Genomic DNA, 26,391 nt, shown 5'->3' on the forward strand with positions numbered 1-26,391 from the left:
TCATGACAATCGAATTCGATAACAACCTGCCGATTTATATACAGATCATGAATTACATCAAAGGTGAAATCGTCACAGGCAAGCTTAAACCGGGAGATAAAATACTCTCAGTACGAGAACTTGCCAGTGAACTGCAGATTAATCCGAATACGGTGCAAAGAACTTTTCAGGAACTGGAGCGTGAAGAAATCGTGGAAACCCGGCGTGGAATGGGAAGATACGTCACAAGTAATGAAGGTACTATCCTGACCATCAAAAAAGAAATGGCCAAAGATGTGCTAGATCGTTTCATTCGTGGTATGCAGGATCTTGGCTTTCAAGGCGAAGATATTTTAGCGGCGGTTGCGGAGAATATCCGTAACAAAGATAAAGAATAGGGGGATAAACAAGTTGGGAAATATACTTGAGGTTCATGAAGTTACAAAAAAATATAGATCCAAACATGCCCTCCACAAGGTATCTTTTAATCTGAGTGCGGGTAAGATCACAGGACTGCTGGGCAGTAACGGCAGCGGCAAAAGTACACTTATGAAAATCATCGCTGGACTGACACAAACTACCTCTGGTCGTGTATCCGTCATTGGGGGTTCTGTAGGAACAGAAAGTAAAGCGGTGGTGTCGTTTATGCCTGATAAGCCGCTTACAGAATCCTGGATGAGTGTTTCCGATGCTCTGAAATTCCAAACTGACTTCTATCCGGATTTTGATCAGACTAAAGCCTCGCGAATGTTGGAGTTTATGAAACTAAGAGCGCAAGATAAGGTAAAGGACCTGTCCAAAGGGATGAATGAACGTTTACAGCTTACACTTGCCCTATCACGCCGAGCTAGCCTTTATTTGCTGGATGAACCCATTGGTGGTGTAGATCCGGTAGCTAGAACAAAAATTCTTAACGCGTTAGTAGAGTTTTATGAAGAGGACAGTACCATTCTCTTATCAACCCATTTAGTATCGGATATTGAGCGGATCTTTGATGATGTGATTTTTATAAAAGAAGGAGAAATTCTGATGCATACTGCGGTGGAGGATATTCGGCTACGCCATGGCAAAAGTATTGACGAACTGTTCAGAGAGGTGTACGCAGAATGCTAAAGCTAGTGAAGTATGATTTTAGACGGGATAGGGATAAGTTTCTTGCAGTTTTTGTAATCATAATTCTGGCACAGATTGGGTTAGGATTTACCAAACTGCATGACTATGAACGGTTTACTTTGAACGGAATAGCTTATGTTATTGCAGGACTGATCTTTCTTGTCATGGCAGCAAAAACCTTTTTTAACAATATAAATTCCTATAATCGTCGCCTAGTGCCCGTAAGAACTTTGAACACAGTCCTTTCTCCGTTAGTGCTCTATTTAGCTCTAATGCTGGGTATTATTTTAATAGCTTTGATCCATTTTGGTGTGTATCTTTCAATGTATCCCTCCTCATTTCTTCCGGAGAATTTCTGGAAAGTGGGATTGTTAGTTCTCTTGCAGGCGTATTGGTTTGCCGGTTATATCATGCTTACCTTGATGGTCTCCATTACGGTTGCACGAAGTGTGAAATTTAAGGGGCGAGTATGGATTGGGCTGGCCACTGCGTATTTGTTACAGAATGGAATATTCTATTTGGAGTATTTTATTTTCAAAAGTAACTTCACTGCTTGGGAAAGTGTATTCCAGTTCGAGGTCATAGATGAGACGGATACCGCAAATGGGATACAGCTTATACAGGGTCATTTGAATCTAGCTCCTCTTCTGTTTGAAGCGGTGATAGCAGTTCTTCTTATAGTGGTCATCATCAAGCTAGTTAATAAAAGAGTGGACGTCTAGCCACAACTTGGCGGAATAGTTTTTTGAACGGAGGCAGAGCGATTTAGCTTTGTCTTCGTTTTTGTGCAAAAAAAAGACGTCCTTCTAAGTGAAGGGCATCTGTTAGGGTAAGTTCTACAGACCTTCAACCCGAAGGGTGGCGGTCCATGTTTCAAGCTCTCTTATTAGGCGTTCTTCCTCATTTTCGTCCAAGCGGAATTTAACTCCATATTGATATTGGCCCAGCCCAAACATCCAACCCCACCGGACGCTGCATAAGAGCTGAAGCTTCTCTTCATTTAATTGAAGATGAATAATAAGCCTAGTATCTCTTGCAGTGAATCGAAGATTCAAAGGAGTACGTACCTTACAACCCGAACGGCTAAGATCGAGTAATACAGCCTCTGTTAACTTTCCAGCACCTGGACCGGAATTGTTAAGCGGAACTTCAATCCAGCATTCAAGCGGATGGTTCATAACATAACGGAATGGTTCTTTCCTGCTGGACACATCCATAATTTTCCTCCCTGTTGTTTATTTGCTATTATATCGAAAGGGAATGTTGAGAACAATCTACTAAAGTGCTATTTTTAATTAAGAATTAATTTTTTTAATACTGATGAAGGTGATGAGATTTATATGTACCAATACCTTAATGAAACGTTCCGTAATCACAATTTTGATCAAGGAAGCTTGCAGGATGGTGAGTTAAATAACTGCACATTCGAGCAATGCTCCTTCAAAGGCACTTCTATGGAAGAGATGAACTCTATTGGCTGCCGATTTATTGATTGTGATTTTACTGGAGCCATGCTTAATGCGTCTCACCATAAAGGTTCAGCGTTTACCAATTGTAAATTTACGGGAGCGAACTTGTTTGTATCTAAATTTGAAGATTGCAAGATGGTAGGATCGGATTTCTCAAATGCATATTTGGACGGGATCTCCCTACTCGGAGGGGACTGGTCGTACACGAACCTAAGACATACTAATCTAAGCAGACAGGATCTGCGAGGGATTCGATTTACAGAAGCGGATTTAATGGGCTGTAATTTGCAAAAAAGTGACTTGCGCGGAGCGGATTTGAGCCGTGTACAATTGTCTCAATGCAAACTTAAGGGAGCGGATATGCGGGAAGCGATTGTTGAAGGAATTGATTTAAAGAGTCTGGATCTGCAGGGAGTGCGGATGGATATTGAACAAGCGGTACTCTTGGCACGTTCGTTTGGGGCAAAAGTAGGGAATTAGTAAACGGACGGCATTAGTTGCTAGCGTGGATCATAAAGACCTCCGCTAGCAAATCAATGCTTGAAGCGGAGGGGGTGGCAGCGCAGATTATTATGAGTATTCTAACTGCTGAACCTATGTATTATGGCATATGTAATAGTATGCGTTAACGTAACCGTTTTCTGGGTTTTGCCCACCATTTAATCCATAAGAATCCATCATCATCACGAAAAAACTTTATACCTACCCAGCGTAAGGGTGTCCATACTTCTTTAAAATAATATGAAGGCATAGTCTGTTAGACCCTCCTATATAGTAAATTATTACTATATATTACGCTAATTCTACGGGATTCACAAGCTAGATTTACTAATAATTACATATTGTCCGGGTGAAAGGGGTTGAGGATGCATTATGCAGGACCTAAGGCACCGCTTGAGCTACCGAGAAGTGCACCCCTCCATTTTACATAGACGCTCCACGTCATAGTGGATAGCAGTGGTCGATGTCATGAAAGACAAAGGAGTAGTAGTTCTCTAATAATAGGAGAACTACTACTCCTTTTTTTGGATCGTTGTTTGGCTGCTTTTACACCGCCGAGTCATATTCAGTCCACTGAAGCTTAAGGACCCGGATGACGTTATTAGCATATTTTTAACCTTTTGAGCGTGCTTTCGGACCTCAGAGACATTATTCTATATGAAGAGCCTGTTATTGAGTGTTTTTGGTGCCAATTGCGGCTGTGGTGTCCGTTAATATCCAAAAAGTGAGCTAACGCTGCGTATAAGGTCAGCTGAGTCCGATAGATGATTCGTAAGCGAATGAGATGTAATTAGGAAGTTAGATGTTCAGATCATTGAGGCTACTCCAGCAGTCATTTCATGGGTAATGGGATGGCTTTTTTTTTGTTGCCGAGTTGGATTCGAATCTAGTAAAAACACAATGTTAGAAGGGGATAAGCACAGTCATTTTATGATGCCTCGCATTTAATAAACGGAGAGGATGTGATGAGATGACAGAAGGCGAGTTTATAGCGAAGATTGCGAATTTTGCTGTAAAGGACATGCAGCTCACTAAGGTTCCTGCTTCGTTAACCATTGCTCAAGCGGCTCTGGAGTCAGGCTGGGGCAGCAGTGGATTGACTGTGAAAGCGAATAATTTGTTTGGGATCAAAGGAAGTGGACCTGCTGGCAGCATTACTGTACAAACTACCGAATATATTAACGGTAAAGCTGTTAAAGTGAATGCCCCTTTTCGAGCCTATAACAACTGGGGAGAATCTATCGCGGATCATTCCGACTTGATTGTGAATGGAGTCTCATGGAATCGCAACCTTTACAGCAAGGTTCTCGGTGCGAGTGGCAAGGTGGCCGCACAAGAGATTGCCGCAGCTGGTTACGCTACTGATCCGAACTATGCAGCTAAGCTGATTCAAATTATGAATACCTATAATCTGTATCAATATGACGACAAATCCATGGGAGGAGATGATGAGATGTCAGCAGAGGATAAGCAAAAGCTTGTTAGTCTAGAATCGGAAGTAAAGGAACTGCGTGCTCTTATAGCAGCTCTTACAGATAGCAGGGATACGCTGAAAACAGGTGTGCAAGAACAGGGGCAGTCGATTAATAAGCTTACGGATCGGGTGACATTCATTGAAAATCGGGCAGTCATGAATGTCCCTGCATGGGCTGAGGCGGCTGTGAAAGCAGCGACTGCGGCAGGACTTCTCGATACTTCATCGGGTGGCAGTTACGATTTCTATCGCATATTAACAGTGCTGAACCGTGCAGGTTTACTTGTAACAGGAAGTAAAAAATGAAATAAGGAGGATTAAAAAACATGTATAACGATGCTCTCAACAGTGTGCTTGCCTTTGCTTCAGTCCTAGCTGTTTTTGTAATGGCACTTGTACAACTTGTGAAGAATAGCATTGAACTTCCGCGGAATATTGTGCCAGTAGTGGGGTTGGCTATTGGCTTGCTGGTTGGAGCAGTTGCCTACCCGTTCACTGATATGAATCTGATTCTGCGACTCTGGGCGGGGGGTCTTGCGGGACTATCAGCGACCGGTTTGTTTGAACTAGCTTTTAATAAAAGGGAGGGGACGAAAAAAGATGATAAATAGATCTTGCCTATGAGTTTTATAAAACAATTGTTTTACACTGGTAATGTGGCTATGCATTCTATCGAGAACACTAATATATTATGGTATGCCAATTTATAAAGGGGGTGCAACGATGGGAACTTACCTTGATGCTAGAACATCTCAAAATGCCAGCCTCGCCAACTCTATATCTATTCCTATTACGGTACTTAACACGCCGCAGCTTTTTGGACAGATTGGGTTGTTAACGGCTGGAGTGACTACCAATCCACGTGTTCTCCTTAAAGGAACGATATCAGTGACGCTTCCGCTAGCGTTAGTGGGCATCACAATTACGATTGTAAGAGGAACCTTGGCTACTGATCCAAAAGTGTATTCTGCTACTTCAACTTTTGCTCTTAGTATATTGGCTCCGCAAGTAATAACCTTTTCAGCAGCGGATTTCTTACCAGCCATCACACCTCAGCTCACTTATACAGCATTTGTTTCTTCTAATCTTCTCGGTACAGTACGTGTGGGCCCAGAAAGCTTTGATGGTATTTTAGTTTCTGATTAATTGTAGAGCCTTTAACCTCGCTGGTAGCCCAGTAGAGGTCTTTTTTTTTAACTGAACGCCCAATCTTCTAAGGGGATCATTACATATCTTATGATGTATTCTAAATACGGAGGAGGTCTTCTCATGGGTGCTGAATATGGTCATGTTGGTGGTGCTTTTACTTCTACAGGCGCAATCTTAGTTTTGTTCATCTTATTAGTAATTATTACAAGCGCATGCATATTCTAAATCACTAAAATAGCAGAGCTCCATGTTGGCATTTTGCCGACTTGGGGCTTTTTTTTTTGTAGATATTTTGTCCATTAAGGTAATATAAAATAATAAGTTAAAAGAATACTAATCACGTAGTGAATAACATGAGTTTACAATACTATGATTTTGAATATTCAAATATACATGTTATCTTAATCTGATAACATAGATTAATACTGTTAAATTTTATTTAGGAGAGAGCTAGTTTGAAGAAAAAAATGATGATCGGAATTTCTTCTGTTATTGTACTTTTAATCATTGTTGTAACTGTGGGAAGCTTTTATTTCTATCATGTTGCTATTGCACGTGCTTCAAAGGACTTCTTAAATGAAAGCCCTGACCTGCAGTCCAGTCCAGAGGTAGAACAATCTAAAGATACCTCGAAGGCAGACCAAGAGTGGTGGGATACCCAGAGCTTTGATAGATGGGAAATGAATTCTGATGACGGAATACAGCTTAAAGCGTACTATTTAGCTGCTCCTGAACATTCCGATAAGACAGTGATTATTGCTCATGGCTATGCTGGAAATGCAACTCAAATGAGCGGTTATGCCAGAATGTATTATGAGAGACTTGGATATAATATTTTGCTGCCGGATGCCAGAGGACATGGAGAAAGTGAGGGGGACTATATCGGATTTGGATGGCCAGAACGTAAGGATTACCTGAAGTGGATACAGAACGTTCTGAAAGCAAACGGTGAGGATACACAGATCATACTGCACGGTGTTTCCATGGGGGGAGCTACCGTAATGATGACAAGCGGTGAGGATTTACCAGCTAATGTTAAAGCAATTGTGGAAGATTGCGGCTATACCTCAGTGAAGGACGAGCTTACCTTTCAATTAAAAAGAATGTACCATCTCCCCGCCTTTCCAATTGTAGATACGACCAGTATGCTAACAAAGATCCGGGCAGGTTATTCCTTTGGTGAAGCCTCGGCCTTAGAACAGGTGAAGAAATCTAAAACGCCAACTCTGTTTATTCATGGCGATAATGATACTTTTGTTCCTACGGAAATGGTTCATACGGTATATGAAAATAGTCCGGTCGAGAAGGAGCTTTACATCGTTCCTAATGCGGGTCACGGAGAAGCTTTCCGCATGGATCCGGTTAAGTATGAGAGCGTAGTTTCTGAGTTTATCGGAAGATTTGTGAAATAGTTGTTGCTGAAAAGGCTGCCGAAAGGTAGTCTTTTCGTGCTTATAATACCGTTAAACATAAATTCGGGGCCCTCTTTCGAGGGCCCCTTTCATGGGAGAGGAGAAACCGGACGAAGAGCTTATGGGGAAACGTAAGCCTGCTCCGCGGTTGTCTACGACATTTGTGGTGTCGATAATTACATGATGTCCCTGGAAGTCCAATCTTATACATTAAGATGACTTATTTCTCTGAATAAGCTGTTTCGCCTTCTTATTTCATATCTAGACAAATTTTTTATTTCATCGCGCAAATGTGTTACGATAGGCGTGGACTTATGCCCTTTTGGGCATAACAAACAGAGATATAGAGCGGGTGAATAACAGTGAGAGTGGTATCGGGAAGTGCAAAAGGAAGGCCACTGAAGAGTGTTCCGGGAAGTGGGACAAGGCCTACGACCGATAAGGTGAAGGAAGCTGTATTTAGCATGATAGGCCCATATTTCGAAGGTGGAGTGGTGCTGGATTTGTTCGCCGGTACTGGGGGTTTGGGGATCGAAGCCTTAAGCAGAGGGATGGAAAGTGGCGTATTTGTTGATATGGATCCTAAAAGTATCGACACGATACGCGCCAATCTGAAGGCTACTAAGCTGGAAGAACAAGCGCAGGTGTACCGTAATGAAGCTGGGAGAGCGCTAAGTGCGTTGGAGAAGCGGGGGAAAATTTTTGATTTGGTCTTTTTAGATCCTCCCTATCGCTTGAAGCACGGGGATGAGCTTATGCTTATGATGGTCGAAAAAGGAATGCTGCAAGAGGACGCAATTATTGTTCTGGAGCATGAATCAAGTTATGCCTATCCTGAAGACATTCCAGGATTTTATAGGCTGCGTCAGGCCGTATACGGAGAAACGACAATTTCTATTTACCAGTATGAAACTAATCCTGCAGAGGAAAGTGAAGCTGGTGAGGAGGTAGAGAATGAGTCAGCAAATTAGAAAAGAACGTGTTGCCATTTATCCAGGTACCTTTGATCCCGTGACTATGGGACATATGGATATTATTCGGCGCGCATCCAAGCAATTCGACCGTTTGATTGTAACGGTGCTTAATAATTTGAGTAAAAACCCGCTGTTTACTGTTGATGAACGGACAGAGCTATTAAGACAGGCGACCGCTGATATTCCCAATGTGGAAATTGACAGCTTCCGTGATCTGTTAGTGAATTATGTTCGTCAAAAAGATGCTCAAGTCATTGTTCGGGGTATCCGTACCGTTACTGACTTTGAATATGAGCTGCAAAACGCATCGATCAACCATAGCCTGGATCCCGATGCAGAAACGATTTTTATGATGACTAATCCGAAATATTCCTACTTAAGTTCCAGCGTTGTTAAAGAAATCGCCCACTTCGGCGGGAATGTGACTGATTTTGTGACGCCTGAGGTTGAACAAGCGATGAAGCGTAAATTTAACCGAGCCGATGGCGAATAGTACTTACTAGATACGTTCCAGCAGATAATCCCAACAGGATGATGAGCAGAAGGGCTTGCAGACTTAGCAGCTGTGGAAAAGAGCTCCATATGTCCGTTACATTAAGGGTGCCGCTTGGAGTCGGGCGTGAGTCTGCAAGTGCTGGTAAAGCAGCTTTAGGGATAGCCAACAATGGTTTCCAGAGCAATAAAGTTAACAGAAAAGCATAAAGTCCATGCATCAGACGAACCGTAGCGTAGGGTAGAAATCTGACTCTGGCTTGTTTGAGCATGGTCAGCACCTGTAGTTGCGCACAGAGTCCGCTCCAGCCCAGCGCAGCAGACAGCAAAGCTATCCCAAACATACTAGAGGGACCTGTTCCTATGCTTGCTAGCCCTTTGCTGATTGCGTCGGCGCCTAAATGAATTTCCAGCAAGCTTGCTGGCAGAGCAGCTGGCAATGCGGGAAGTACAGTAGTGATGATATTGATGACTACAGCGAACATAATCATGTAACCGCCCACGACCATCAGACTTTGCACGGCATTAGCGACGGACTCGCCGAGAAGCTTGCCGAAGCTGCGTCCGTCTTTTGCTCTGGCATCTGTTGCTGCAAGCTGAACGCGACTATATAAAGAAGGCTGTTTGGTGTCCGTAGAGATCTTATCAACTGGTTTCGTGTTCGCTGACCGCCCCTTTAATAGAGCATCGGTGTAGCTGGCTAGAAGTCCAGAGATCCAGTGGATGGCCAATAGGAAATAACCTGCTGAAGTACTGTGTAGAAAAGCTATGCCAATTACTATAAGCATGGTTACCGGGCTGGCGAAGTGTGTAAGTGCGGCAAGTCGGGCGGCTTCCTTGTCAGAAATGCTATTCTGCTTGTGTAGCTGCATGACCCCTCCAGCTCCACCGGGGAATCCGGCTGTGATTCCGAGTGCCAAGGTCCAGCCGCTGGCACCGGGCAGACGAAAGACCTTTTTCATCAATGGCTCCAGAAGCACTCCGAAACCATGCACGAAACCCGAGGCGGTAAGCATCTCTGACAGCATCAGGAAGGGGAGCAGGGCAGGGAATACGAGTGTCCACCAAAGCTTCAATCCTTGGAGTGAAGCCTCAAAGGAGCTCTCCGGTGAGATAATAATTGCAATGGCTGTCAGGATTGCCATAATCCCGGGTATAAATGGTGTGGAGCGTGTAGCTAGTCGGCGTATTTGAATATTTTTCATTTCTCAGATCACCTCTTCATAACTTAAGGCATGGACGATGTGTTATCAATTTATGCAGAGTAGACAACCATCATGCCAAACCACTAGTCGAAGCGGTAATGAAGTTCAATCATTCATATCCTAAAAGTGCCGCGGGAAAGAAGGGAAGAGCAGTGAAGCAACTGAAGCATCGGCCGGGTTTCCGCGCCACAGCTTATCTGTTTACGTTTGTAGTAATCGTGTATGTATTTGTCTTTATGAACACCCCGTACATCGTATATCAGCCAGGCAGTGCATCTGAGGTTGCCCCTATGATTAAGGTAGAGAATGCCGATCCGGCTGAAGAAGGAACGTTTATGATGACTACGGTGTCTGCTAGTTATGCTAATGTGGCCTTATTGGTCGCCTCTGCTTTTAATTCCAATTCAGAGGTTGTGCGAAAAGAAACCCGGCTAGGGGATAAATCAGAAGACGAATATGCTGCAGAGCAGGTTTATTATATGAATAGCTCACAGTCTTATTCTGTTCAGGCCGCTTATCATGCAGCGGGAATTCCATATGAGGATGTAGTGGATTATCTCTACGTCTTTTCGGTTCCTGTAGAAAGTAATAAAGGACAATTTCTGCCGGGTGACAAAATCATTAGTGTAGAGGAACAAAAAGTGCCCGATCCTGAAGCACTGTCTAAACTGCTCTCCTCTAAAAAAATCGGAGATCAAGTCGCTGTTGTTTTGCAAAGAAATGGCAAGGAAGTACAAGAACAAGTGACGTTGGTTGAAATAAAGGATAAAGAGGGCGCTGCCGTTCGACCTGGTTTTGGAGTCACTATTGCCGCCGTTCAAAAAGTAAAACCAAAAGAAGCAGGGAAAGCTGTCAGCTTTGTAGATACAAATGTTGGCGGACCTTCGGCAGGGCTAATGTTCACTATGGAAATTTACAATCGCCTTACTTCTGGAGATTTAACTAAGGGCCATAGGGTTGCAGGGACGGGTACGATTAACGCTGAGGGTGTAGTTGGTGCTATCGGTGGAGTGAAACACAAGATCGTGGCTGCGGACCGAGAAGGGGCGGAGATTTTTTTCGTGCCTGTTAAGAATTATGACGAAGCCAAAGCAAAAGCTGATAAAATCGGCACATCTATGAAGCTGGTGCCTGTATCTACGCTGGATGAGGCGCTGAAGTATATGGAGGAACTGCCGGTCAAACCATGACCGGAGGTTCCAAATAATCGCGGTACATATCAATTCTGCGTGGTTCCTTAAAAGCTCCCGCGAAAGCGGAAGCGGCTTGAAGATCTCGCTCAAGCTGCGGATGGGAACAAAGGGACGGGCGCATGACGATGGGCAACGTAGCTTTTTGTTTCATCTCTTTAAGCAGTGCTCGTCCGCTTTCTCTAAAACCAAGAATACGAATATATCCGGGCCCCTCTGCTAGTATGGAAGGGGTCATTTCTTTTTTAGAATGATTTAACAGAACATGTAGCAGCAGACGCTGTAACCGTGTATGCGTGTAGCGCTTGCTCTTAAGGGCGTGAAGCAGGCCTGAAACAGAGAATTGCTCCAACTCAGGCAAAAGCCGCAGTATTCGGTTCTCCAAGCCTTCATTCATATCATGGATCGCGTGTAACTCGGCAGCAGTATGGGTGGTCAGCAGATGGCGGAGCGGGATACTGAAGCTCTCCAAGCTCAGAGGGCCCCTTCCGGCTGCATGCTCTCTTTCCAAAATGGACACGCTATAATCCGGCATATAAGCAGCGGGAGATCCGCCTTCTTGCAGCAGCTTGCGGATGGCCGTCGCACTTGCAATAGAAGAGTCGGCTTGTAATGGGTCATGGAAGCCTGCTGCTGTGCGCGGAATGGTTAGTGGCATTATCTTGCTGTGCAGCCGCTGCAAGGCGATAAGATAATGCAGTCCAAGGCTGTTATTCGGCTGGCGCAGCAGCTCGCCTGCATCTCCGGGACTCTCCGTTTCCGGGAGAGTCCCTTCAAAGGCCACCGCCGCCGCTGCGCTGTACGCGGCGGGGAAGCTCGCTCCGAGCGCCATGCGGCGGCGGATCTCGCTCTGAAGCTCGCTGCTTTCCTCAGCCAGATATCTGGCCAGCGGGAGCAGCGAGCCCAAAGTGCCGGCTTCGGAGCCGAAGCACAAGCTGTCCACGACCCCGGTCGCTTCCAGCAGTGCAACTGCTCCGAACGCGAACCACTCGGCTGGCTGGACGGCATAAGCCACCGGCAGCTCAATGACGAGGTCGGCGCCCATATGCAGCGCCATCTCTGTCCGGGCTTGCTTGCTTACCGCCGCCGGCTCGCCGCGTTGGGTAAAGGGACCACTCATGACGACGATGGTGCGCTCTGCGCCGGAAAGTCTTTTGGCTTCCGTGAAGTGATGCACATGTCCGTTATGTAAAGGATTGTATTCTGCGATGATTCCAACCGTTGTCACTGTGGCTTCCCTCCGATAAGTAAGGTATATTTATTGAGTTTAGTAGGGTAGATTTCTAGAGATACTGTTAGCACAAGCTGATCTTTTGATTTACACTAATAGTTATATCATAATTCACCGCATTTTCTGAAACAATATAAAGGGAAAATGGTTGACAAAGGTATAGAATACTAGGTATAATAAATTTTGTTTGTTTGGGAGTGATAAGTATGCAGATTCACTTTCGCAAATTAGCGAATGCCGACGAACCGTTACATATTCACGATGTTGTGGATGTCAGCGAGGTAGTCAAAGGGCGCAAGGATATTCTAACTGTTGCTCCGCTCTCAGTAGACCTTAAAGCGCTGCCCGCGGGAACCGATTGTGTGAACGTGGTGGGGAAACTGAGTGGAGATGTGGACATGTTATGTTCACGTTGTCTCACGGAGGTCAAAAGTGATTTGAACATTCCTTTTGCTGAGACTTTCAAGTGGCTTAAGCAGCCAGTTCTTCCAGATGATGACGAAGATGAGGATCTCATTTACGTCAAGGATGAGGTTGTGGATCTTATCCCGTATGTGGAAGAAAATTTCGTACTGCACTTACCGGATTCGGTATTGTGCAAGGCAGACTGTCTTGGTCTTTGTCAGAAATGCGGACAGAACTTGAACGAAGGCACCTGCAGTTGCGACAACACAGTGATCGATCCTCGACTCGCTGGGTTGAAAGACTTTTTCAAATGAAACATTACAACAAAACACATCCTGCTCTGAGGAGCAGGCTGACAGAAATATCACGAGGAGGTGGAACACATGGCAGTACCACAACGTAGAACGTCTAAAACACGCCGTGACAAACGTCGCACCCACTTTAAGTTGGTTGTGCCGGGCATGGTGAAATGTGAACAATGCGGAGAGTTGAAACTAGCTCACCACGTATGCAAAGTTTGCGGAACTTACAAAGCAAGAGAAATCATCAAACAATAGTTTCAAAAATAAGTAGTACTTCACTTCGGTGAGGTACTATTTTTTTGTCCAAATTTAATAAAGATAGGGTATGCACCTATACTTTATGTTCCGCTCAGAAGTCAATGCTTTATTTTTGGTGCGGCATGCTTTATACTACATATTAGTACCTGGTTCTAAAAAATATTTATGATTGTTAGACCTAATATAACAGCGGCCATTCAAGCGGCCGGATGCTTTCTTTAAAATATAAGGAAGTATAAGTTATGCACCTATACTTTATGTCTTATATTTCTCGCTTAAACGCTTACTGTCCTTATTAGGGCGCCGAAGGCGTTTATGCTTGGCATGTGCCAGGAGGTGAGCCGCTATCGAGCGGATGTCCAAGAAAGAACGTCAGCAACAGCTGCTACATATAATTGCAGGCAATCCTTTTGTAACTGATCGGGAGTTGACTCGTCAGTTGAAGGTGAGCATTCAGACGATTCGGTTAGACCGGATGGAGCTGGGAATACCAGAACTGCGTGAAAGAATGAAACAAATGGCAGAGCATTCCTATGATCAGGTGCGCTCTTTGCCTGCGGATGAAGTGATCGGAGATATTGTCGATTTACAGCTCGATAAGAGCGGGATTTCGATCTTTGAAATTCGTGAGGATCATGTCTTTTCCAGAAATGGGATCGCCCGTGGCCACTACGTGTTTGCTCAAGCCAACTCGCTTGCGGTTGCTGTGATTAACGATGAAATTGCCTTGACTGCTTCAGCCGACATACGATTTGTTCGTATGGTTCTGCTTGGTGAGAAGTGCATTGCTAAAGCTCAAGTGCGGTCACTTGCAGGCAGAGGCGGCAAAGCAGAGGTGGACGTATTCACCTATGTCGGAGAAGAATTGGTATTTCAAGGCCACTTTATAGTGTATCGTTCCGCTAATGAAGAGTATAGTGAAGGGGGTAACCGTAGTGCTGATCGCCATTGATGCCATGGGCGGGGACAACGCTCCTGAATGTAATGTCGAGGGGGCGTTGTCCGCGGCCGCGGAATGGAAAGATACGCAGATTGTGCTCGTAGGTGACGAAGCCAGACTAGAGCCACTGCTGAAGGACAAGCCGTCCAACCTGAGTGTGCGGCATGCAGGAGATGTTATTGGTTCTGATGAAGAGCCGGTTAAGGCGGTTCGCCGCAAAAAAGATTCATCCATGGTTGTAGCTGGACGTATGGTGCGTGAGGGCGAAGCAGATGCTATGATTTCGTCAGGTAACACGGGGGCGCTTATGACTACAGGCTTACTTGTAGTAGGCCGTATGCAGGGGATTGAACGTCCGGCGCTGGCACCTATGATTCCGACGCTGGATGATGTTGGTGTGCTTGCGCTTGATCTTGGCGCTAACATGGATGCGAAGCCTGAACATCTGGTGCAATATGCGCTGATGGGCAGTATTTATCGGAATAAAGTGCATGGCATTGCTAAGCCGCGGGTTGGACTTCTAAATGTAGGGACGGAGCCTGGGAAAGGCAACGAACTGACCAAAGAAGCCTATCCACTGCTGGAGAACTTGCCGGGCATTCATTTTATCGGTAATGTTGAGGCACGCGACGTACTGACAGGAAACTGCGATGTGCTTGTCTGCGATGGATTTGCTGGTAATATCCTGTTGAAGTCGCTTGAGGGTACAGCGGGTGCATTGTTCTCTTTACTGAAGGAGCAATTCAGCCGTTCTCTGAAGACTAAACTTGGAGCGGCTATGCTGATGCCGGAGCTTAGAGCCCTGAAGGGCAAGATGGATTATAAAGAGCATGGCGGTGCACCGCTGCTTGGTCTTAGCGGATTGGTAGTTAAGGGGCACGGATCTTCAGACGGAAATGCGGTTAAAAATGCAGTAAGACAAGCGCGGATTGCTCTGCAAGCCGATCTTGTGCCAAGTATATCCAAGGAAATTAGCGGGAAGTGAGTGACGAAATGAAACAGTTGCGGCCGGTTGGGATTATCGGTACGGGTAAATATGTACCTGAGAAAATTTTAACAAACAGTGATCTAGAAAAAATAGTGGAGACTAACGATGAATGGATCGTCAGTCGGACAGGGATCCGTGAAAGACATATCGCTGCACCACATGAGGCAACTTCTGATTTAGCCTATGAAGCTGCACTTAAAGCTTTGGATTCTGCAGGCATGAAAGCCGAAGATCTGGATCTTATTATTATTGCAACGGTAACCCCTGATAGCTCCTTTCCTTCCACAGCCTGCATTTTGCAGGATAAACTTGGAGCAAAAGGTGCTGCGGCCTTTGACTTATCAGCAGCCTGCTCTGGTTTTGTATACAGCCTAGCTACTGCGGTTGGCTTTATTCAGAACGGAATGTACAATAATGCACTCATAATTGGTGCGGACACTTTATCCCGCATCACTGATTATACGGATCGTAACACCTGTGTACTGTTTGGCGATGGTGCAGGAGCAGTAATCATCGGTGAAGTTCCAGAGGGACGCGGTTTCCAATCCTTCGATCTGGGTGCTGAAGGTTCTGGAGGAAACTTGCTTAAGCTGGAAGCTGGGGGTTCGCGCTTGCCTGCATCTCAGCAGACGGTTGAAGACAAGAAACATTTCATCTATATGAATGGCCGTGAAGTGTTTAAGTTTGCCGTTCGTGTTATGGGCTCAGCTACAGAACGTGTGCTTACTAAAGCCGGATTAGGTAAAGAAGATATTGATTTGTTCGTACCGCATCAAGCGAATATTCGTATCATTCAATCCGCTATGCAGCGGCTTGACCTGCCACCGGAGAAATGTGTAATCAATGTTGATAAATATGCTAATACATCAGCAGCTTCTATTCCTCTAGCTCTAGTTGAAGCGGCGGAAGAAGGACGCATGAAGGAAGGCGACACGGTTCTGATGGTTGGATTCGGCGGTGGCTTGACTTGGGGCGCGTCCGTATTGATCTGGTAATAGAGGAAGGAGTTCTTACTTATGAGTAAAATCGCATTTGTCTTTCCCGGTCAGGGTGCACAGGCAGTTGGAATGGGTAGAGATGTATATGAAGCTCTTCCGCACAGCCGCGCGGTATTCGAAAAAGGTGATGAGGTGCTCGGATTTCCACTGAGCCAGCTGATTTTTGAAGGACCTGACAGTGATTTGAAACAGACCGTAAATACACAACCGGCTCTGCTAACAGCAAGCGTGGCTTATCTGGAAGCATTACGTGATCAAGGGATGAAGCCGGATTATGTAGCTGGTCATAGCCTAGGAGAATACAGCGCACTGGTTGCGGCAGGCGTATTGTCCTATGGAGATGCTGTAAGACTCGTGCGTTTACGCGGTCGTTTTATGGAGGAAGCTGTTCCAGGTGGACAGGGAGCTATGGCTGCAGTGCTTGGTGCGGAGCGGGATGCTCTGGCAGAATTATGCCGGAGCGTATCCGAGGAGAGCGGCGTGGTAGAACTGGCGAATGTGAACTGCCCGGGACAGATTGTTGTTTCTGGTTCACAGGCCGGGGTTAACGGTGTTGTGCAGCGTGTTAAGGAAGCAGGCGGAAAGCGGGCTATTCCGCTGGAAGTAAGTGGACCTTTTCACTCTTCGATGATGAAGGCTGCGGCAGACCGCTTGGCAGACGAGCTGAAGAGTGTTACTTTTAATGCTCCGGCTGTACCTGTTATTGTCAATGTTACCGCAGCACCTGTAACGGATCCTGAAGAAATCCGTGAACTGCTTGTCCGCCAGGTGTACTCCCCTGTGCTCTGGCAAGACAGTATTGAATGGCTGATTGCTGATGGTGTGGATACTTTTGTGGAAATTGGTTCTGGCAGTGTTCTGGCAGGTCTGATCCGCAAAATAGACAAAACAGTCAAAGTAATCAACATTAACACGCTTGAAAGTGTGCAAGCTGTCTTGTAAGATACGTTCAAACATTGTTTATCAATAGCAATATGATCGAAAGGGGAATAAATGATGTTCTCAGCATTGCGGGGTCAAACGGCCCTTGTAACTGGTGGCTCTCGCGGCATTGGCCGCAGTATTGCACTTGCTCTCGCGGAACATGGCGTGAAGGTGGCCGTGAACTATGCGGGCAGTGAAGCAGCCGCACAAGAAACCGTAGCTCGGATTGTCGAGCTTGGCTCGGAGGGTATTGCCCTTCGTGGCGATGTCGGCAATAGTGAACAGGCCGAGAACCTTGTCAAAGAGGTTCTGAATACCTGGGGACGTATTGACATTGTTGTCAATAATGCCGGCATTACCAGAGACAACCTGATTATGCGCATGAAAGAAGAAGAGTTCGATCAAGTGATCGAAACGAATCTAAAAGGGGTGTTTAACTGCCTAAAGGCAGCTACACGCCCTATGATGAAGCAACGCTACGGGCGCATTATCAATATTTCTTCCGTAGTAGGTGTAACAGGAAATCCTGGACAAGCTAATTACTCCGCAGCTAAGGCAGGTGTCATCGGTTTAACGAAGGCATCGGCTCGTGAGCTTTCCTCACGGGGGATCACGGTGAACTGTATCGCTCCTGGCTTCATTGATACAGATATGACGCGTGAGCTCTCTGAGGAAGTGCGCAGTGAGCTTGAGAAGGGCATTCCACTTGCTCGGCTGGGGCGCCCTGAAGAGATTGCTATGGCTGTAGTCTTCCTGGCCTCTGAAGGCGCTGCGTATATGACCGGCCAGACACTACACGTGGATGGCGGGATGTATATGTAACTCTCCGTCAAGGAGAAATTACACTGTTTTAATGCTGAAATGTGAGGGATAAAGAAAGCGTTTTTGACGCTCTATGGTATTTTGAACTCATATCTCGTATAATACCAAAAGAGGAGGTGAACCGGATGTCCGATGTATTAGAGCGTGTAAAACGCATTGTCATCGACCGCTTAGGTGCCGATGAAGCTGAGGTAACATTAGAAGCGTCTTTCAAAGATGATTTAGGTGCTGATTCTCTTGATGTAGTAGAATTGGTTATGGAATTGGAAGATGAATTCGATATGGAAATCTCTGATGAAGATGCAGAGACGATTACGACCGTGGGTGAAGTTGTGAAGTACATACAATCTCATACCTAGAGTCATATGATTGAGAGTCCCGTTCCTGCTAGGGCGGGACTTCTCCTCATTTATAGAGCATTAAAGATGAATCAAAGGTTGCCTTGAGCAACTATATAAGGGATATAACAGAACCGCAGGATGGTTAATGATGCGGTTATCGCTGTTCATATAGTAGCAACAGAAAGTATATAAGTTCTGAATATAATGTATACAACCTATAGATGGGGTGATTGTGTTTGAGTCATAGAGTGGTTGTTACCGGGATGGGCGTAGTTACATCATTGGGCAAAGATTTGGAGACGTTCTGGGATAATCTTATGAGCGGCAAATCCGGTGTATCACAGGTTGAGACCTTTGATGTCAGTGAGTATACTACGCAAATAGCATCCTCTGTTAAAGATTTCGATCCAGAGGCACTTTTTGGTCGTAAGGAAGCCCGCAAAATGGACCGTTTTGTACAATTTGCAGTGGCTGCCGGTGAGGACGCATTGCGAGATAGCGGACTTAAGATCGGTGAAGATATTGATGCCGAAAGAATAGGTGTATCTGTAGGATCAGGTATTGGTGGTCTTGGAACTTGGGAAGACAATCATAACTTGTTGCTTGAAAAAGGACCGAAGCGGGTTAGTCCGTTCTTCATTCCGATGATGATCGCTAACATGGGTTCTGGGCAGTTGTCCATTAACCTTGGTGCAAAGGGTCCTAATACGACGACAGTAACTGCTTGTGCTACAGGAAGTCACTCCATTGGGGAATCCTTCCGCTTGATTCAACGTGGAGACGCAGATGCAATGATCTGCGGTGGTTCCGAAGCGACCATTCGTCCAACAGGTATGGCTGGTTTTTGTGCTATGAGAGCAATGTCCACTCGCAATGATGAGCCTGAGAAGGCAAGTCGTCCGTTTGATGTGGATCGCGATGGTTTTGTTATGGGTGAAGGTGCCGGGATTCTTATTCTGGAATCACTCGAACATGCTGAGAAACGTGGAGCGAAGATCTATGCTGAGGTTATCGGTTATGGTCTAAGCGCAGATGCTCATCATATGACTGAGCCTGATCCAGATGGTGCAGCTCGCTGCATGAAGATGGCAATCCGGGATGCTGGTATCTCTCCTGAAGATATTGATTACATCAATGCTCATGGTACTTCAACGCCTGTAGGAGATAGATCAGAAACTGCTGCTGTTAAAAAAGCATTGGGTGACCATGCCTATAAAGTGGCAATTAGTTCGACGAAATCCATGACAGGTCACCTTCTGGGTGCTGCTGGTGGAGTAGAAGCTATTATCTGTGGCCTTTCTTTGCAAAAAGGGATGATTGCGCCAACGATTAATTTGGACAACCAAGACCCGGAATGTGATCTGGATTATGTACCAAATGTGCCACGTAAAGCTGATCTTGATATTGTAATGTCGAATTCGTTCGGCTTCGGGGGACATAACGCAACAGTTATTCTAAAAAAATATAATTAGTAAGGGGACAGTGCGGTGAAAGGAGAACTGAAGCAGTTACAACAGCAACTTCAAATCCAATTTCACGATTCTGTGCTTCTGAAGCAGGCCTTTACCCATGCATCCTATGTGAATGAACACCGTTTCAATCAGCATCAGGACAATGAGCGTCTCGAATTTCTTGGCGATGCAGTTCTGGAGTTAACGGTTTCTGAATATTTGTACAATCTATTGCCAGACCGACCTGAGGGAGAGTTGACCAAGCTGCGGGCCGCTATTGTATGCGAGCCTTCACTGGTCAAGTTTGCGGAGAGTTTAGGTTTTGGCCGTTATGTACTATTGGGCAAAGGGGAAGAACTTACGGGCGGACGTACTCGCCCGGCCCTGCTGGCTGATGTATTCGAATCCTTCGTGGGAGCGCTTTATCTCGACCAAGGACTGGAAACAGTGCGGAGTTTTCTTGATAATCACGTATTTCCTCTCGTGGAGACGGATGGGAAATTGCAAATGCAGATGACCGATTATAAGACGGAACTGCAAGAGCTAATTCAGCAGCACAATATGGGTACATTGGAATATCGAATTATAGAAGAACGGGGACCTGCACATGAGCGTGAATTCGTCTCAGAGGTGTATATGGCTAACCGTTCACTTGGTAAAGGAAGCGGCCGGTCCAAGAAGGAAGCAGAGCAGCAGGCTGCAGCAGCAGCACTTTTGCATCTGAAAGAGGACGGTGCCTGAGTTTTGCATCAAGGGGACAAGCGGAGGAGAGCAGCAAAGGTCTGAATACCGGCGTTTAGGCGGAGCTCAGACCGTTGCTGCTCTTTTTCGACAATATAAGAACTTATATGTTCCGCGTTACAAAGGATAAGGTACATCTTAATGGTTTTTTAGGGTACAAACGCTATGGTATAATGGGTCAGAGGTGATTGGCAAGTATGTTTTTGAAACGGATAGAATTAGCTGGTTTTAAATCATTTGCCGACAAAACAGAAATGGAGTTTGTGCGCGGTATAACGGCTGTAGTTGGCCCGAACGGAAGCGGCAAAAGCAATATTTCTGACGGCATACGCTGGGTACTCGGCGAACAGAGTGCTAAATCACTGCGTGGCGGCAAGATGGAGGATATCATTTTTGCTGGAAGTGATGCGCGTAAAGCTGTGAATTATGGCGAAGTATCACTTACGCTTGATAATGAAGATCACACACTTCCGCTGGATTTCAGCGAAGTTACAGTGACTCGGAGAGTCCACCGCAGTGGAGATAGTGAATATTTAATTAATAAGCAGTCCTGCCGTCTGAAGGATATCACAGAGCTGTTTATGGATACCGGTATCGGACGTGAAGCGTACTCGATTATCGGGCAGGGTAGGATTGAAGAAATTCTAAGTACTCGTTCCGAAGATCGGCGAGGCATCTTTGAAGAAGCATCAGGTATTGTAAAATATAAATCGCGCAAGAAAGACGCAAGTCGAAAGCTGGATGATACCGAGCAGAACCTGCTTCGTATTCATGATTTGATCAGTGAGCTTGAGGATCAGATTGGGCCACTTAAGGATCAGTCCGAGAAAGCTATCCGCTTTAAGGAACTTCGCGAACAATTAAAACATCAGGAAATTTCAGTATACGTACACCAGATTGAAGGCATTCATACCGCTTGGCAGGAAGGTAACGCTAAGCTTGAAACGTTGAAGGACGAGCAGCTGGAGCTGTCTACTGTGGTTTCGGCTCATGATGCCAAGCTGGAGAGCGGGCGCTCTGAACTGCGCACGATCGAAGCACAGATCGAGAAGCAGCAAGAGCAATTGCTGCGTTATAGCGAAGCATTTGAGAAGAGCGAAGGTTACGGTGAAGTGCTGAGGGAACGCAAGCGCAATCTGGAAAGTAATCGTGAGCAGTTAATGCTCACGTTAGGTTCGGTTGGCGAGCGTTCTGCAGATCGTCAGCGTGAAGTCGTGGATCTGGAGCTTAAGCTTGAACAATCGCGGCTTAAGCTTGTGGATCTTCGGAAACAGATCGAAGATGAAGAGACAAGGCTTGAAGGTGTGGCAGACGGGATTAGCCAGAGCCAGGAAGAAAAGCTCAAAAGTGCTCTTTTGGAGCTAATGAACCTTATGGCGAATGCACGTAACGAAATTCGTTACGCGGATCAGCAAAAGGAGAATCTGGAACGTCGTATGAGCCGCAGTGAAGAAGAAAGCGGCAAATGGACAGCCCGGCATGAAGAGTTGTCTGCCAACCAGAAAGGGCTGAAGGACAAGATTGCCCAGCTGGGGAAGGAGCTTAGCAATCTTCGCGGGGCTTATATCACTGAAAGTGAGCAGCTCAGTAAACGTCAGAAGCTGATCGAAGAAACACAGTCCGGTCTTCGGAAATGGGAACAGAAGCGGGAAGCGCAAGTCTCTCGTCATGAGACCATGAAAGAGATGCAGGATGATTTCGACGGCTTCATGCTTGGGGTTAAAGAAGTGCTCAAGGGTGCGCGCAAAGGACAGCTCAACGGTGTGCATGGTGCGGTTGCGGAGCTGATCTCTGTTCCGGAGAAGCTGGAAATGGCGATTGAGACTGCTCTAGGCGCATCACTTCAGCATGTGGTCATGGATAATGAGACTGTGTCCCGCCAAGCGATATCATTTCTAAAGCAACGTCAGCTGGGACGAGCTACCTTTCTTCCGCTAGATGTTATCCGGCCGCGCCAGATTTCTGGCAGTGACCGTGGTATGGTGGGTGATGCTGACGGATTTGTTGGAATTGGTTCCGAACTTGTTGGTTACGATGATAAATATACTAGCATTATTGGCAGTTTGCTCGGCAATGTGGTTATTGCGGAGAGCTTGGAGCAAGCGAACCGTATCGCCGCTAGATGTCAATATCGTTATCGGGTAGTTACCCTGGAAGGCGATGTAGTTAATGCCGGCGGTTCGATGACCGGGGGTAGCCAGCATAAGAAGAATAATAGCTTGCTTAGCCGTAAACGTCAGCTGGATCAATTAAGCAGTGAGATTGAAGAAAGCGAACGTCAAATAGTGAAGCTGAAGCAAGGCATTGCCAGACTTCGTGAGGAGCAGGAGAACGCTAGCGTGAAGCTGGAGGACCTGCGCCGTGATGGCGATGAGAAAAGACTGGAAGAGCAAAGTGTCTCCGGTGATTTGAAGCAGCTCGAGCATGAGCTTCGGCATGTGCAGGAGCAAGTGGAGAGCACAGGTGCGGAACGCAGCGGCTTTGAGAATGAAGTACGTGCGCTTGAAGAGACGCGGAAGCAAGCCACTGCTGAGCTTGAACGCCTTGAAAAGGAAGAAAAGGAAGCCCATGAGGGTATCCGTAACGCTGAATCAGCGCGTAAAGCGAATGAATCAGCTAAGGAAGAGCTGCAAGGCAAGTTGACCAGTATGAAAGTCTCGGAAGGCAAGCTCGATCAGGAGATATTCTCCCTGGAGGAGCAGTTACGTCGCCTAAGACAAGATGTGGGTTCACAGGACAAGGAGCTGCGCCAGAATCGAAATCTGTTACATACGATTGAACAGGATCTGGCTAACAATGCTTTGGAAGCTGTGAAGCAGAAGGAAGATTTGAACAGTTACCGCTTGAAGAAGGAAGAGACGACTGGAACTTTGGATTTTGCGCGTGCTGAGCGTACAGCGTTAACCCGTAAGCTGGAACTTGAGGAAGGCAAGACTAAAGATCAACGTCAGGCCCTTAAAGTAGTCGAGGACAAGCTGCGTGCCACTGAAGTTTCTGTCGGTCGACTCGATGTGGAGCTGGATAATATTCTCCGCAAGCTGAGTGATGACTACGAGCTAAGTTATGAATTAGCAAAACAGAGATATCCAGTGCCTGAAGATGTACCTGCCGCACAAGCCGATGTACAGCGTTTGAAGCGCAGTATTTCTGCGCTAGGAGAGGTTAACTTAGGGGCGATCGAAGAATATCAGCGGGTCCATGAACGGTATACGTTCCTCAGTGGACAAAAAGATGATCTAGTCGAAGCTAAGACTACCTTGTATCAAGTAATCCGCGAGATGGAAGATGAAATGTCCAAACGTTTCAAACAGACCTTTGATGCGATCCGCAAACAGTTCGGGACCGTGTTCTCAAAGCTGTTCGGCGGCGGGCGAGCGGATCTCATGCTTCTGGATCCGGAACATATGCTGGAAACAGGTATAGATATCGTAGCCCAACCACCGGGTAAAAAATTGCAAAATCTGCAGCTTTTATCTGGCGGTGAACGCGCTCTAACTGCGATGGCGTTATTGTTTGCTATTTTGCAAGTGAAGCCAGTTCCGTTCTGCGTATTGGATGAGGTCGAGGCTGCGCTCGATGAAGCGAACGTTGTTCGTTTTGCACAGTATTTACGCGAGTTCTCTGAACAAACTCAGTTCATCGTCGTTACGCACCGCAAAGGAACGATGGAAGAGGCGGACGTGTTATACGGAGTAACGATGGAAGAGGGCGGCGTCTCCAAGCTCGTCTCAGTACGTTTAGAGGATGAAGAAGCTGAGATTGCTTAAATTCATCAAAGAAGAGAAACTTTTAGGAGGAACCAAATGAGCTTTTTTAGAAAATTAAAAGAAAGCATTTCCGGCAAAACGGAAAGTGTAACGAAACAATTCCGCGACGGATTAGAGAAAACCCGTAAAGGTTTTGTAGAGAAGGTCTCCGACCTTATCATCCGCCGCAAAAAGATAGATGAAGAGTTCTACGAAGAGCTGGAAGAGATTTTGATTGGTGCAGACGTGGGTGTAAACACTGTTATGACCCTTGTCGAGGATTTGCGTGCCGAAGTGAAGCAAAATCGGATTGAAGATGCTGCCGAGCTGAAGCCGATTTTGTCCCGTAAGCTTATGGAGCTGCTGCGTGGAGATGATGATAACAGCCTGAAGGAAAATCCGAATGGAATTACGGTTATTTTGTTCGTTGGGGTCAATGGCGTGGGCAAGACGACTACCATCGGCAAGCTGGCTCATCGTTACAAACAAGAAGGTAAAAAAGTTCTTTTGGCTGCAGGGGATACGTTCCGTGCCGGAGCGATTGAGCAGCTTGAGGTTTGGGGCCAACGCGCAGGCGTAGATGTCATTAAACAACAAGCAGGCTCTGACCCGGCGGCTGTAATGTACGATGCGGTCCAAGCGGCAAAGCAACGCAACGTGGATATCTTAATCTGCGATACTGCTGGCAGACTGCAGAATAAAAGCAATCTGATGGAAGAGCTCAACAAAATCTTCCGCGTCATTCAAAGAGAAATCCCAAGTGCTCCACATGAGGTACTGATGGTGCTAGATGCTACGACGGGTCAAAATGCACTTACACAAGCCAAGTTATTTGGTGAAAAGAGTGGCGTCACTGGCTTGGTCTTGACGAAGCTGGACGGTACGGCTAAAGGCGGAATCGTTGTAGCGATTCGTCAGGAAATGAATTTGCCGGTGAAGTTTGTAGGTCTTGGAGAAAAAATGGAAGACTTGCAGCCATTTGATTCGCAGCAGTTCGTACATGCTCTTTTTGCCGGATTAATTGCCGAGGAAGAAGAGTCAGAAGAATCGGAAGAGCAAGTGTAATCAACAGCACAATATAATCATAAAGAAGTCATATTTACAAGGAATGCCCTCGAAGCTATATTTAGTTAGGAGGGCATTCCTTTTCTTTTTTATAAAGGGTTTGTCCGTCATTTTGTAGCAACTGCTAAGCGACTTTTAGAAAGTATAAATGCATCGCGTAAGGGATCCCTTTAAATAACAGCTTTCCCTCACTAATTAGCCTCCAGAAGCGATATTCTATGAATGAGGTACTGAGATACAAATTCCATTGCCCTATAATTGTGCCTACAACTAAACCTGCATTTACGTAGCCATCTCTTTCCTCACACTGTTGAAGTTGCAGAATTAAAGAAAGAATTTCTTCGTCATAGTAACTCTCGGGAACATTCATAAGCTGGCCCTCAGCCCAAACTCTAAGCATATCCTCGGTGTTGCTGATTTTTTGCCATTCTAGTTCATACTGTTTTCTTTGAGCGGAGGTGATAGGGGGTGTGTTTTCGGTAATTTTTATAATTTTTTGCAGAACTTCATTTGGGAGCTGACTAAGTGCTCTGGGATATAAGCCGATTTCAAATGGAGCAGCAATCTCCCTATAAGCCTTGACTGGATCAATAACATGAATAGGTTGCGTCCTCTCACTAAGAATAGAAAGTGCAAATCGTAAACCCGTTTGATCATGGGAGTTATCTCCGCACCAAATAGTGATTTTTTTGTCCTCGGGAATTTCTTTTAAGGTCTGAATCATGGCTGCCAGTTTATGCTGGGGATTTAAATGATAACCCTGATCCGGAAATCGTTCCTGAAACCATAACTCACGGGTATGATAGCCTTCATTATTATGTAATCCACGCAACGGTCCAGCAGAGAACATCTCATTAAATGAAAGTACTCGTATTAAATGACGACAACCCAGATGACTAAGGGCTACCTTCATTGATCCCGCTTCAGACAGGCCAAATAACAGATAAATGTGATTCCGCCTAGTCTCTTCCTGCTCAATTGACATAGTATATTTGTGCTCCATAGGTCACTCTCCCATCGCAACAAATTATACCATACTCAATGAATCCACATCCTCAGGCAACTATATAAAAAATACATTATATGAAAAATTCATAACAGTAATGCTTGTCACACTTCCTGCATACAATTCAATGATGAATCTACATTTCATCTCCGGCAACCTATATAAGAGAGAAAGGAAGCGATTCCAAAAAATACAAATATCTCCGGAATCACATT

28 protein-coding genes are annotated in these 26,391 nt (G+C 45.8%); 24 read left to right on the top strand and 4 right to left on the bottom strand.

Annotated features, from left to right (window positions below):
- Nucleotides 1–2: 2 nt before the first annotated feature.
- From MHH89_RS04530 to MHH89_RS04540, 3 genes are read left to right on the top strand one after another with little or no spacing between them, the layout of a single operon-like run.
- Nucleotides 3–377, top strand: coding sequence for a GntR family transcriptional regulator (locus MHH89_RS04530; protein ID WP_076101764.1), 375 nt, complete (start codon nt 3–5; stop codon nt 375–377).
- Between the two features lie 13 nt (nt 378–390).
- Nucleotides 391–1,092: an ABC transporter ATP-binding protein gene (locus MHH89_RS04535; RefSeq protein ID WP_341086434.1), complete on the top strand. Its 702-nt coding sequence runs from the start codon at nt 391–393 to the stop codon at nt 1,090–1,092.
- Complete coding sequence (locus tag MHH89_RS04540; protein ID WP_340975859.1) at nt 1,086–1,814, top strand: hypothetical protein; 729 nt, start codon at nt 1,086–1,088, stop codon at nt 1,812–1,814. The genes MHH89_RS04535 and MHH89_RS04540 overlap by 7 nt, the downstream gene beginning before the upstream one ends.
- 114 nt (nt 1,815–1,928) lie before the next feature.
- On the opposite strand, the gene MHH89_RS04545 is transcribed toward MHH89_RS04540, so the two are convergent.
- Nucleotides 1,929–2,309: a PilZ domain-containing protein gene (locus MHH89_RS04545; RefSeq protein ID WP_076126099.1), complete on the bottom strand. Its 381-nt coding sequence runs from the start codon at nt 2,307–2,309 to the stop codon at nt 1,929–1,931.
- Between the two features lie 123 nt (nt 2,310–2,432).
- On the opposite strand from MHH89_RS04545, the gene MHH89_RS04550 reads away from it, so the two are divergent.
- From MHH89_RS04550 to coaD, 8 genes are all read left to right on the top strand, one after another.
- On the top strand, nt 2,433–3,041 hold the full coding sequence (locus MHH89_RS04550) for a pentapeptide repeat-containing protein (RefSeq protein ID WP_076126101.1): 609 nt from the start codon (nt 2,433–2,435) through the stop codon (nt 3,039–3,041).
- A gap of 991 nt (nt 3,042–4,032) precedes the next feature.
- Complete coding sequence (locus tag MHH89_RS04555) at nt 4,033–4,842, top strand: glycoside hydrolase family 73 protein (RefSeq protein ID WP_341086435.1); 810 nt, start codon at nt 4,033–4,035, stop codon at nt 4,840–4,842.
- A gap of 20 nt (nt 4,843–4,862) precedes the next feature.
- Nucleotides 4,863–5,147 (top strand): holin, encoded by a 285-nt coding sequence (locus MHH89_RS04560; protein WP_076126104.1) that lies wholly within the window; start codon nt 4,863–4,865, stop codon nt 5,145–5,147.
- Nucleotides 5,148–5,259: 112 nt separating this feature from the next.
- A complete protein-coding gene (locus MHH89_RS04565; RefSeq protein WP_076126105.1) occupies nt 5,260–5,682 on the top strand; it encodes a hypothetical protein in 423 nt (140 codons plus the stop codon).
- 123 nt (nt 5,683–5,805) lie between these two features.
- Entirely contained in the window at nt 5,806–5,910 is a 105-nt protein-coding gene (locus tag MHH89_RS04570) for a sporulation protein YjcZ (protein WP_111503812.1), read from the top strand.
- 230 nt (nt 5,911–6,140) lie between these two features.
- Nucleotides 6,141–7,097: an alpha/beta hydrolase gene (locus MHH89_RS04575; protein WP_076126107.1), complete on the top strand. Its 957-nt coding sequence runs from the start codon at nt 6,141–6,143 to the stop codon at nt 7,095–7,097.
- A 362-nt stretch (nt 7,098–7,459) separates the two neighbouring features.
- Nucleotides 7,460–8,068 (top strand): 16S rRNA (guanine(966)-N(2))-methyltransferase RsmD, encoded by a 609-nt coding sequence (rsmD, locus tag MHH89_RS04580; RefSeq protein ID WP_076190033.1) that lies wholly within the window; start codon nt 7,460–7,462, stop codon nt 8,066–8,068.
- Nucleotides 8,052–8,564, top strand: coding sequence for a pantetheine-phosphate adenylyltransferase (gene coaD, locus MHH89_RS04585; RefSeq protein ID WP_076126111.1), 513 nt, complete (start codon nt 8,052–8,054; stop codon nt 8,562–8,564). Before rsmD ends, coaD begins: the two co-directional genes overlap by 17 nt.
- Here the strand turns inward: coaD and MHH89_RS04590 are convergent.
- Nucleotides 8,542–9,768 carry a nucleoside recognition domain-containing protein gene (locus MHH89_RS04590; RefSeq protein WP_076308084.1) on the bottom strand — a complete coding sequence of 409 codons (1,227 nt, stop codon included), beginning with the start codon at nt 9,766–9,768 and terminating at the stop codon, nt 8,542–8,544. The two genes, coaD and MHH89_RS04590, sit on opposite strands and share 23 nt — an antisense overlap.
- 152 nt (nt 9,769–9,920) lie before the next feature.
- Here MHH89_RS04590 and MHH89_RS04595 point away from each other — a divergent pair, with 152 nt between their 5' ends.
- Nucleotides 9,921–10,958, top strand: coding sequence for a SepM family pheromone-processing serine protease (locus tag MHH89_RS04595; protein ID WP_341086437.1), 1,038 nt, complete (start codon nt 9,921–9,923; stop codon nt 10,956–10,958).
- Here the strand turns inward: MHH89_RS04595 and MHH89_RS04600 are convergent.
- Nucleotides 10,948–12,186, bottom strand: a complete 1,239-nt coding sequence (locus MHH89_RS04600) for a nucleotidyltransferase (protein ID WP_341086438.1) — start codon at nt 12,184–12,186, stop codon at nt 10,948–10,950. The two genes, MHH89_RS04595 and MHH89_RS04600, sit on opposite strands and share 11 nt — an antisense overlap.
- Before the next feature lie 209 nt (nt 12,187–12,395).
- On the opposite strand from MHH89_RS04600, the gene MHH89_RS04605 reads away from it, so the two are divergent.
- The 12 genes from MHH89_RS04605 to ftsY all read left to right on the top strand — a co-directional run bounded on the left by MHH89_RS04605 (nt 12,396) and on the right by ftsY (nt 25,170).
- Nucleotides 12,396–12,908 carry a YceD family protein gene (locus MHH89_RS04605; protein WP_036686482.1) on the top strand — a complete coding sequence of 171 codons (513 nt, stop codon included), beginning with the start codon at nt 12,396–12,398 and terminating at the stop codon, nt 12,906–12,908.
- A gap of 69 nt (nt 12,909–12,977) precedes the next feature.
- A complete protein-coding gene (rpmF, locus tag MHH89_RS04610; protein ID WP_019911234.1) occupies nt 12,978–13,151 on the top strand; it encodes a 50S ribosomal protein L32 in 174 nt (57 codons plus the stop codon).
- A gap of 358 nt (nt 13,152–13,509) precedes the next feature.
- A complete protein-coding gene (gene fapR / locus MHH89_RS04615) occupies nt 13,510–14,106 on the top strand; it encodes a transcription factor FapR (RefSeq protein ID WP_036686484.1) in 597 nt (198 codons plus the stop codon).
- Nucleotides 14,090–15,079, top strand: coding sequence for a phosphate acyltransferase PlsX (gene plsX, locus MHH89_RS04620; RefSeq protein ID WP_038570599.1), 990 nt, complete (start codon nt 14,090–14,092; stop codon nt 15,077–15,079). The genes fapR and plsX overlap by 17 nt, the downstream gene beginning before the upstream one ends.
- 8 nt (nt 15,080–15,087) lie before the next feature.
- On the top strand, nt 15,088–16,077 hold the full coding sequence (locus MHH89_RS04625) for a beta-ketoacyl-ACP synthase III (RefSeq protein ID WP_139329841.1): 990 nt from the start codon (nt 15,088–15,090) through the stop codon (nt 16,075–16,077).
- A gap of 21 nt (nt 16,078–16,098) precedes the next feature.
- Complete coding sequence (fabD, locus tag MHH89_RS04630; protein WP_341086440.1) at nt 16,099–17,022, top strand: ACP S-malonyltransferase; 924 nt, start codon at nt 16,099–16,101, stop codon at nt 17,020–17,022.
- A gap of 54 nt (nt 17,023–17,076) precedes the next feature.
- Nucleotides 17,077–17,826, top strand: a complete 750-nt coding sequence (fabG, locus tag MHH89_RS04635) for a 3-oxoacyl-[acyl-carrier-protein] reductase (protein WP_036686492.1) — start codon at nt 17,077–17,079, stop codon at nt 17,824–17,826.
- 125 nt (nt 17,827–17,951) lie between these two features.
- A complete protein-coding gene (locus tag MHH89_RS04640; protein WP_036686493.1) occupies nt 17,952–18,185 on the top strand; it encodes an acyl carrier protein in 234 nt (77 codons plus the stop codon).
- A gap of 218 nt (nt 18,186–18,403) precedes the next feature.
- Nucleotides 18,404–19,639, top strand: a complete 1,236-nt coding sequence (gene fabF, locus MHH89_RS04645) for a beta-ketoacyl-ACP synthase II (RefSeq protein WP_076101782.1) — start codon at nt 18,404–18,406, stop codon at nt 19,637–19,639.
- Nucleotides 19,640–19,654: 15 nt separating this feature from the next.
- Nucleotides 19,655–20,359: a ribonuclease III gene (rnc, locus tag MHH89_RS04650; RefSeq protein WP_038570606.1), complete on the top strand. Its 705-nt coding sequence runs from the start codon at nt 19,655–19,657 to the stop codon at nt 20,357–20,359.
- A gap of 197 nt (nt 20,360–20,556) precedes the next feature.
- Entirely contained in the window at nt 20,557–24,126 is a 3,570-nt protein-coding gene (gene smc / locus MHH89_RS04655) for a chromosome segregation protein SMC (protein ID WP_076309329.1), read from the top strand.
- 36 nt (nt 24,127–24,162) lie between these two features.
- Nucleotides 24,163–25,170 (top strand): signal recognition particle-docking protein FtsY, encoded by a 1,008-nt coding sequence (gene ftsY / locus MHH89_RS04660; protein WP_036686498.1) that lies wholly within the window; start codon nt 24,163–24,165, stop codon nt 25,168–25,170.
- A gap of 124 nt (nt 25,171–25,294) precedes the next feature.
- Here ftsY and MHH89_RS04665 read toward each other — a convergent pair whose 3' ends face one another.
- Nucleotides 25,295–26,173 (bottom strand): DUF1835 domain-containing protein, encoded by an 879-nt coding sequence (locus MHH89_RS04665; protein WP_339190812.1) that lies wholly within the window; start codon nt 26,171–26,173, stop codon nt 25,295–25,297.
- Nucleotides 26,174–26,391 lie beyond the last annotated feature (218 nt).

The sequence above is a fragment of the Paenibacillus sp. FSL H7-0323 genome, assembly GCF_038002725.1.
GTDB classification, from domain to species: domain Bacteria; phylum Bacillota; class Bacilli; order Paenibacillales; family Paenibacillaceae; genus Paenibacillus_AQ; species Paenibacillus_AQ odorifer.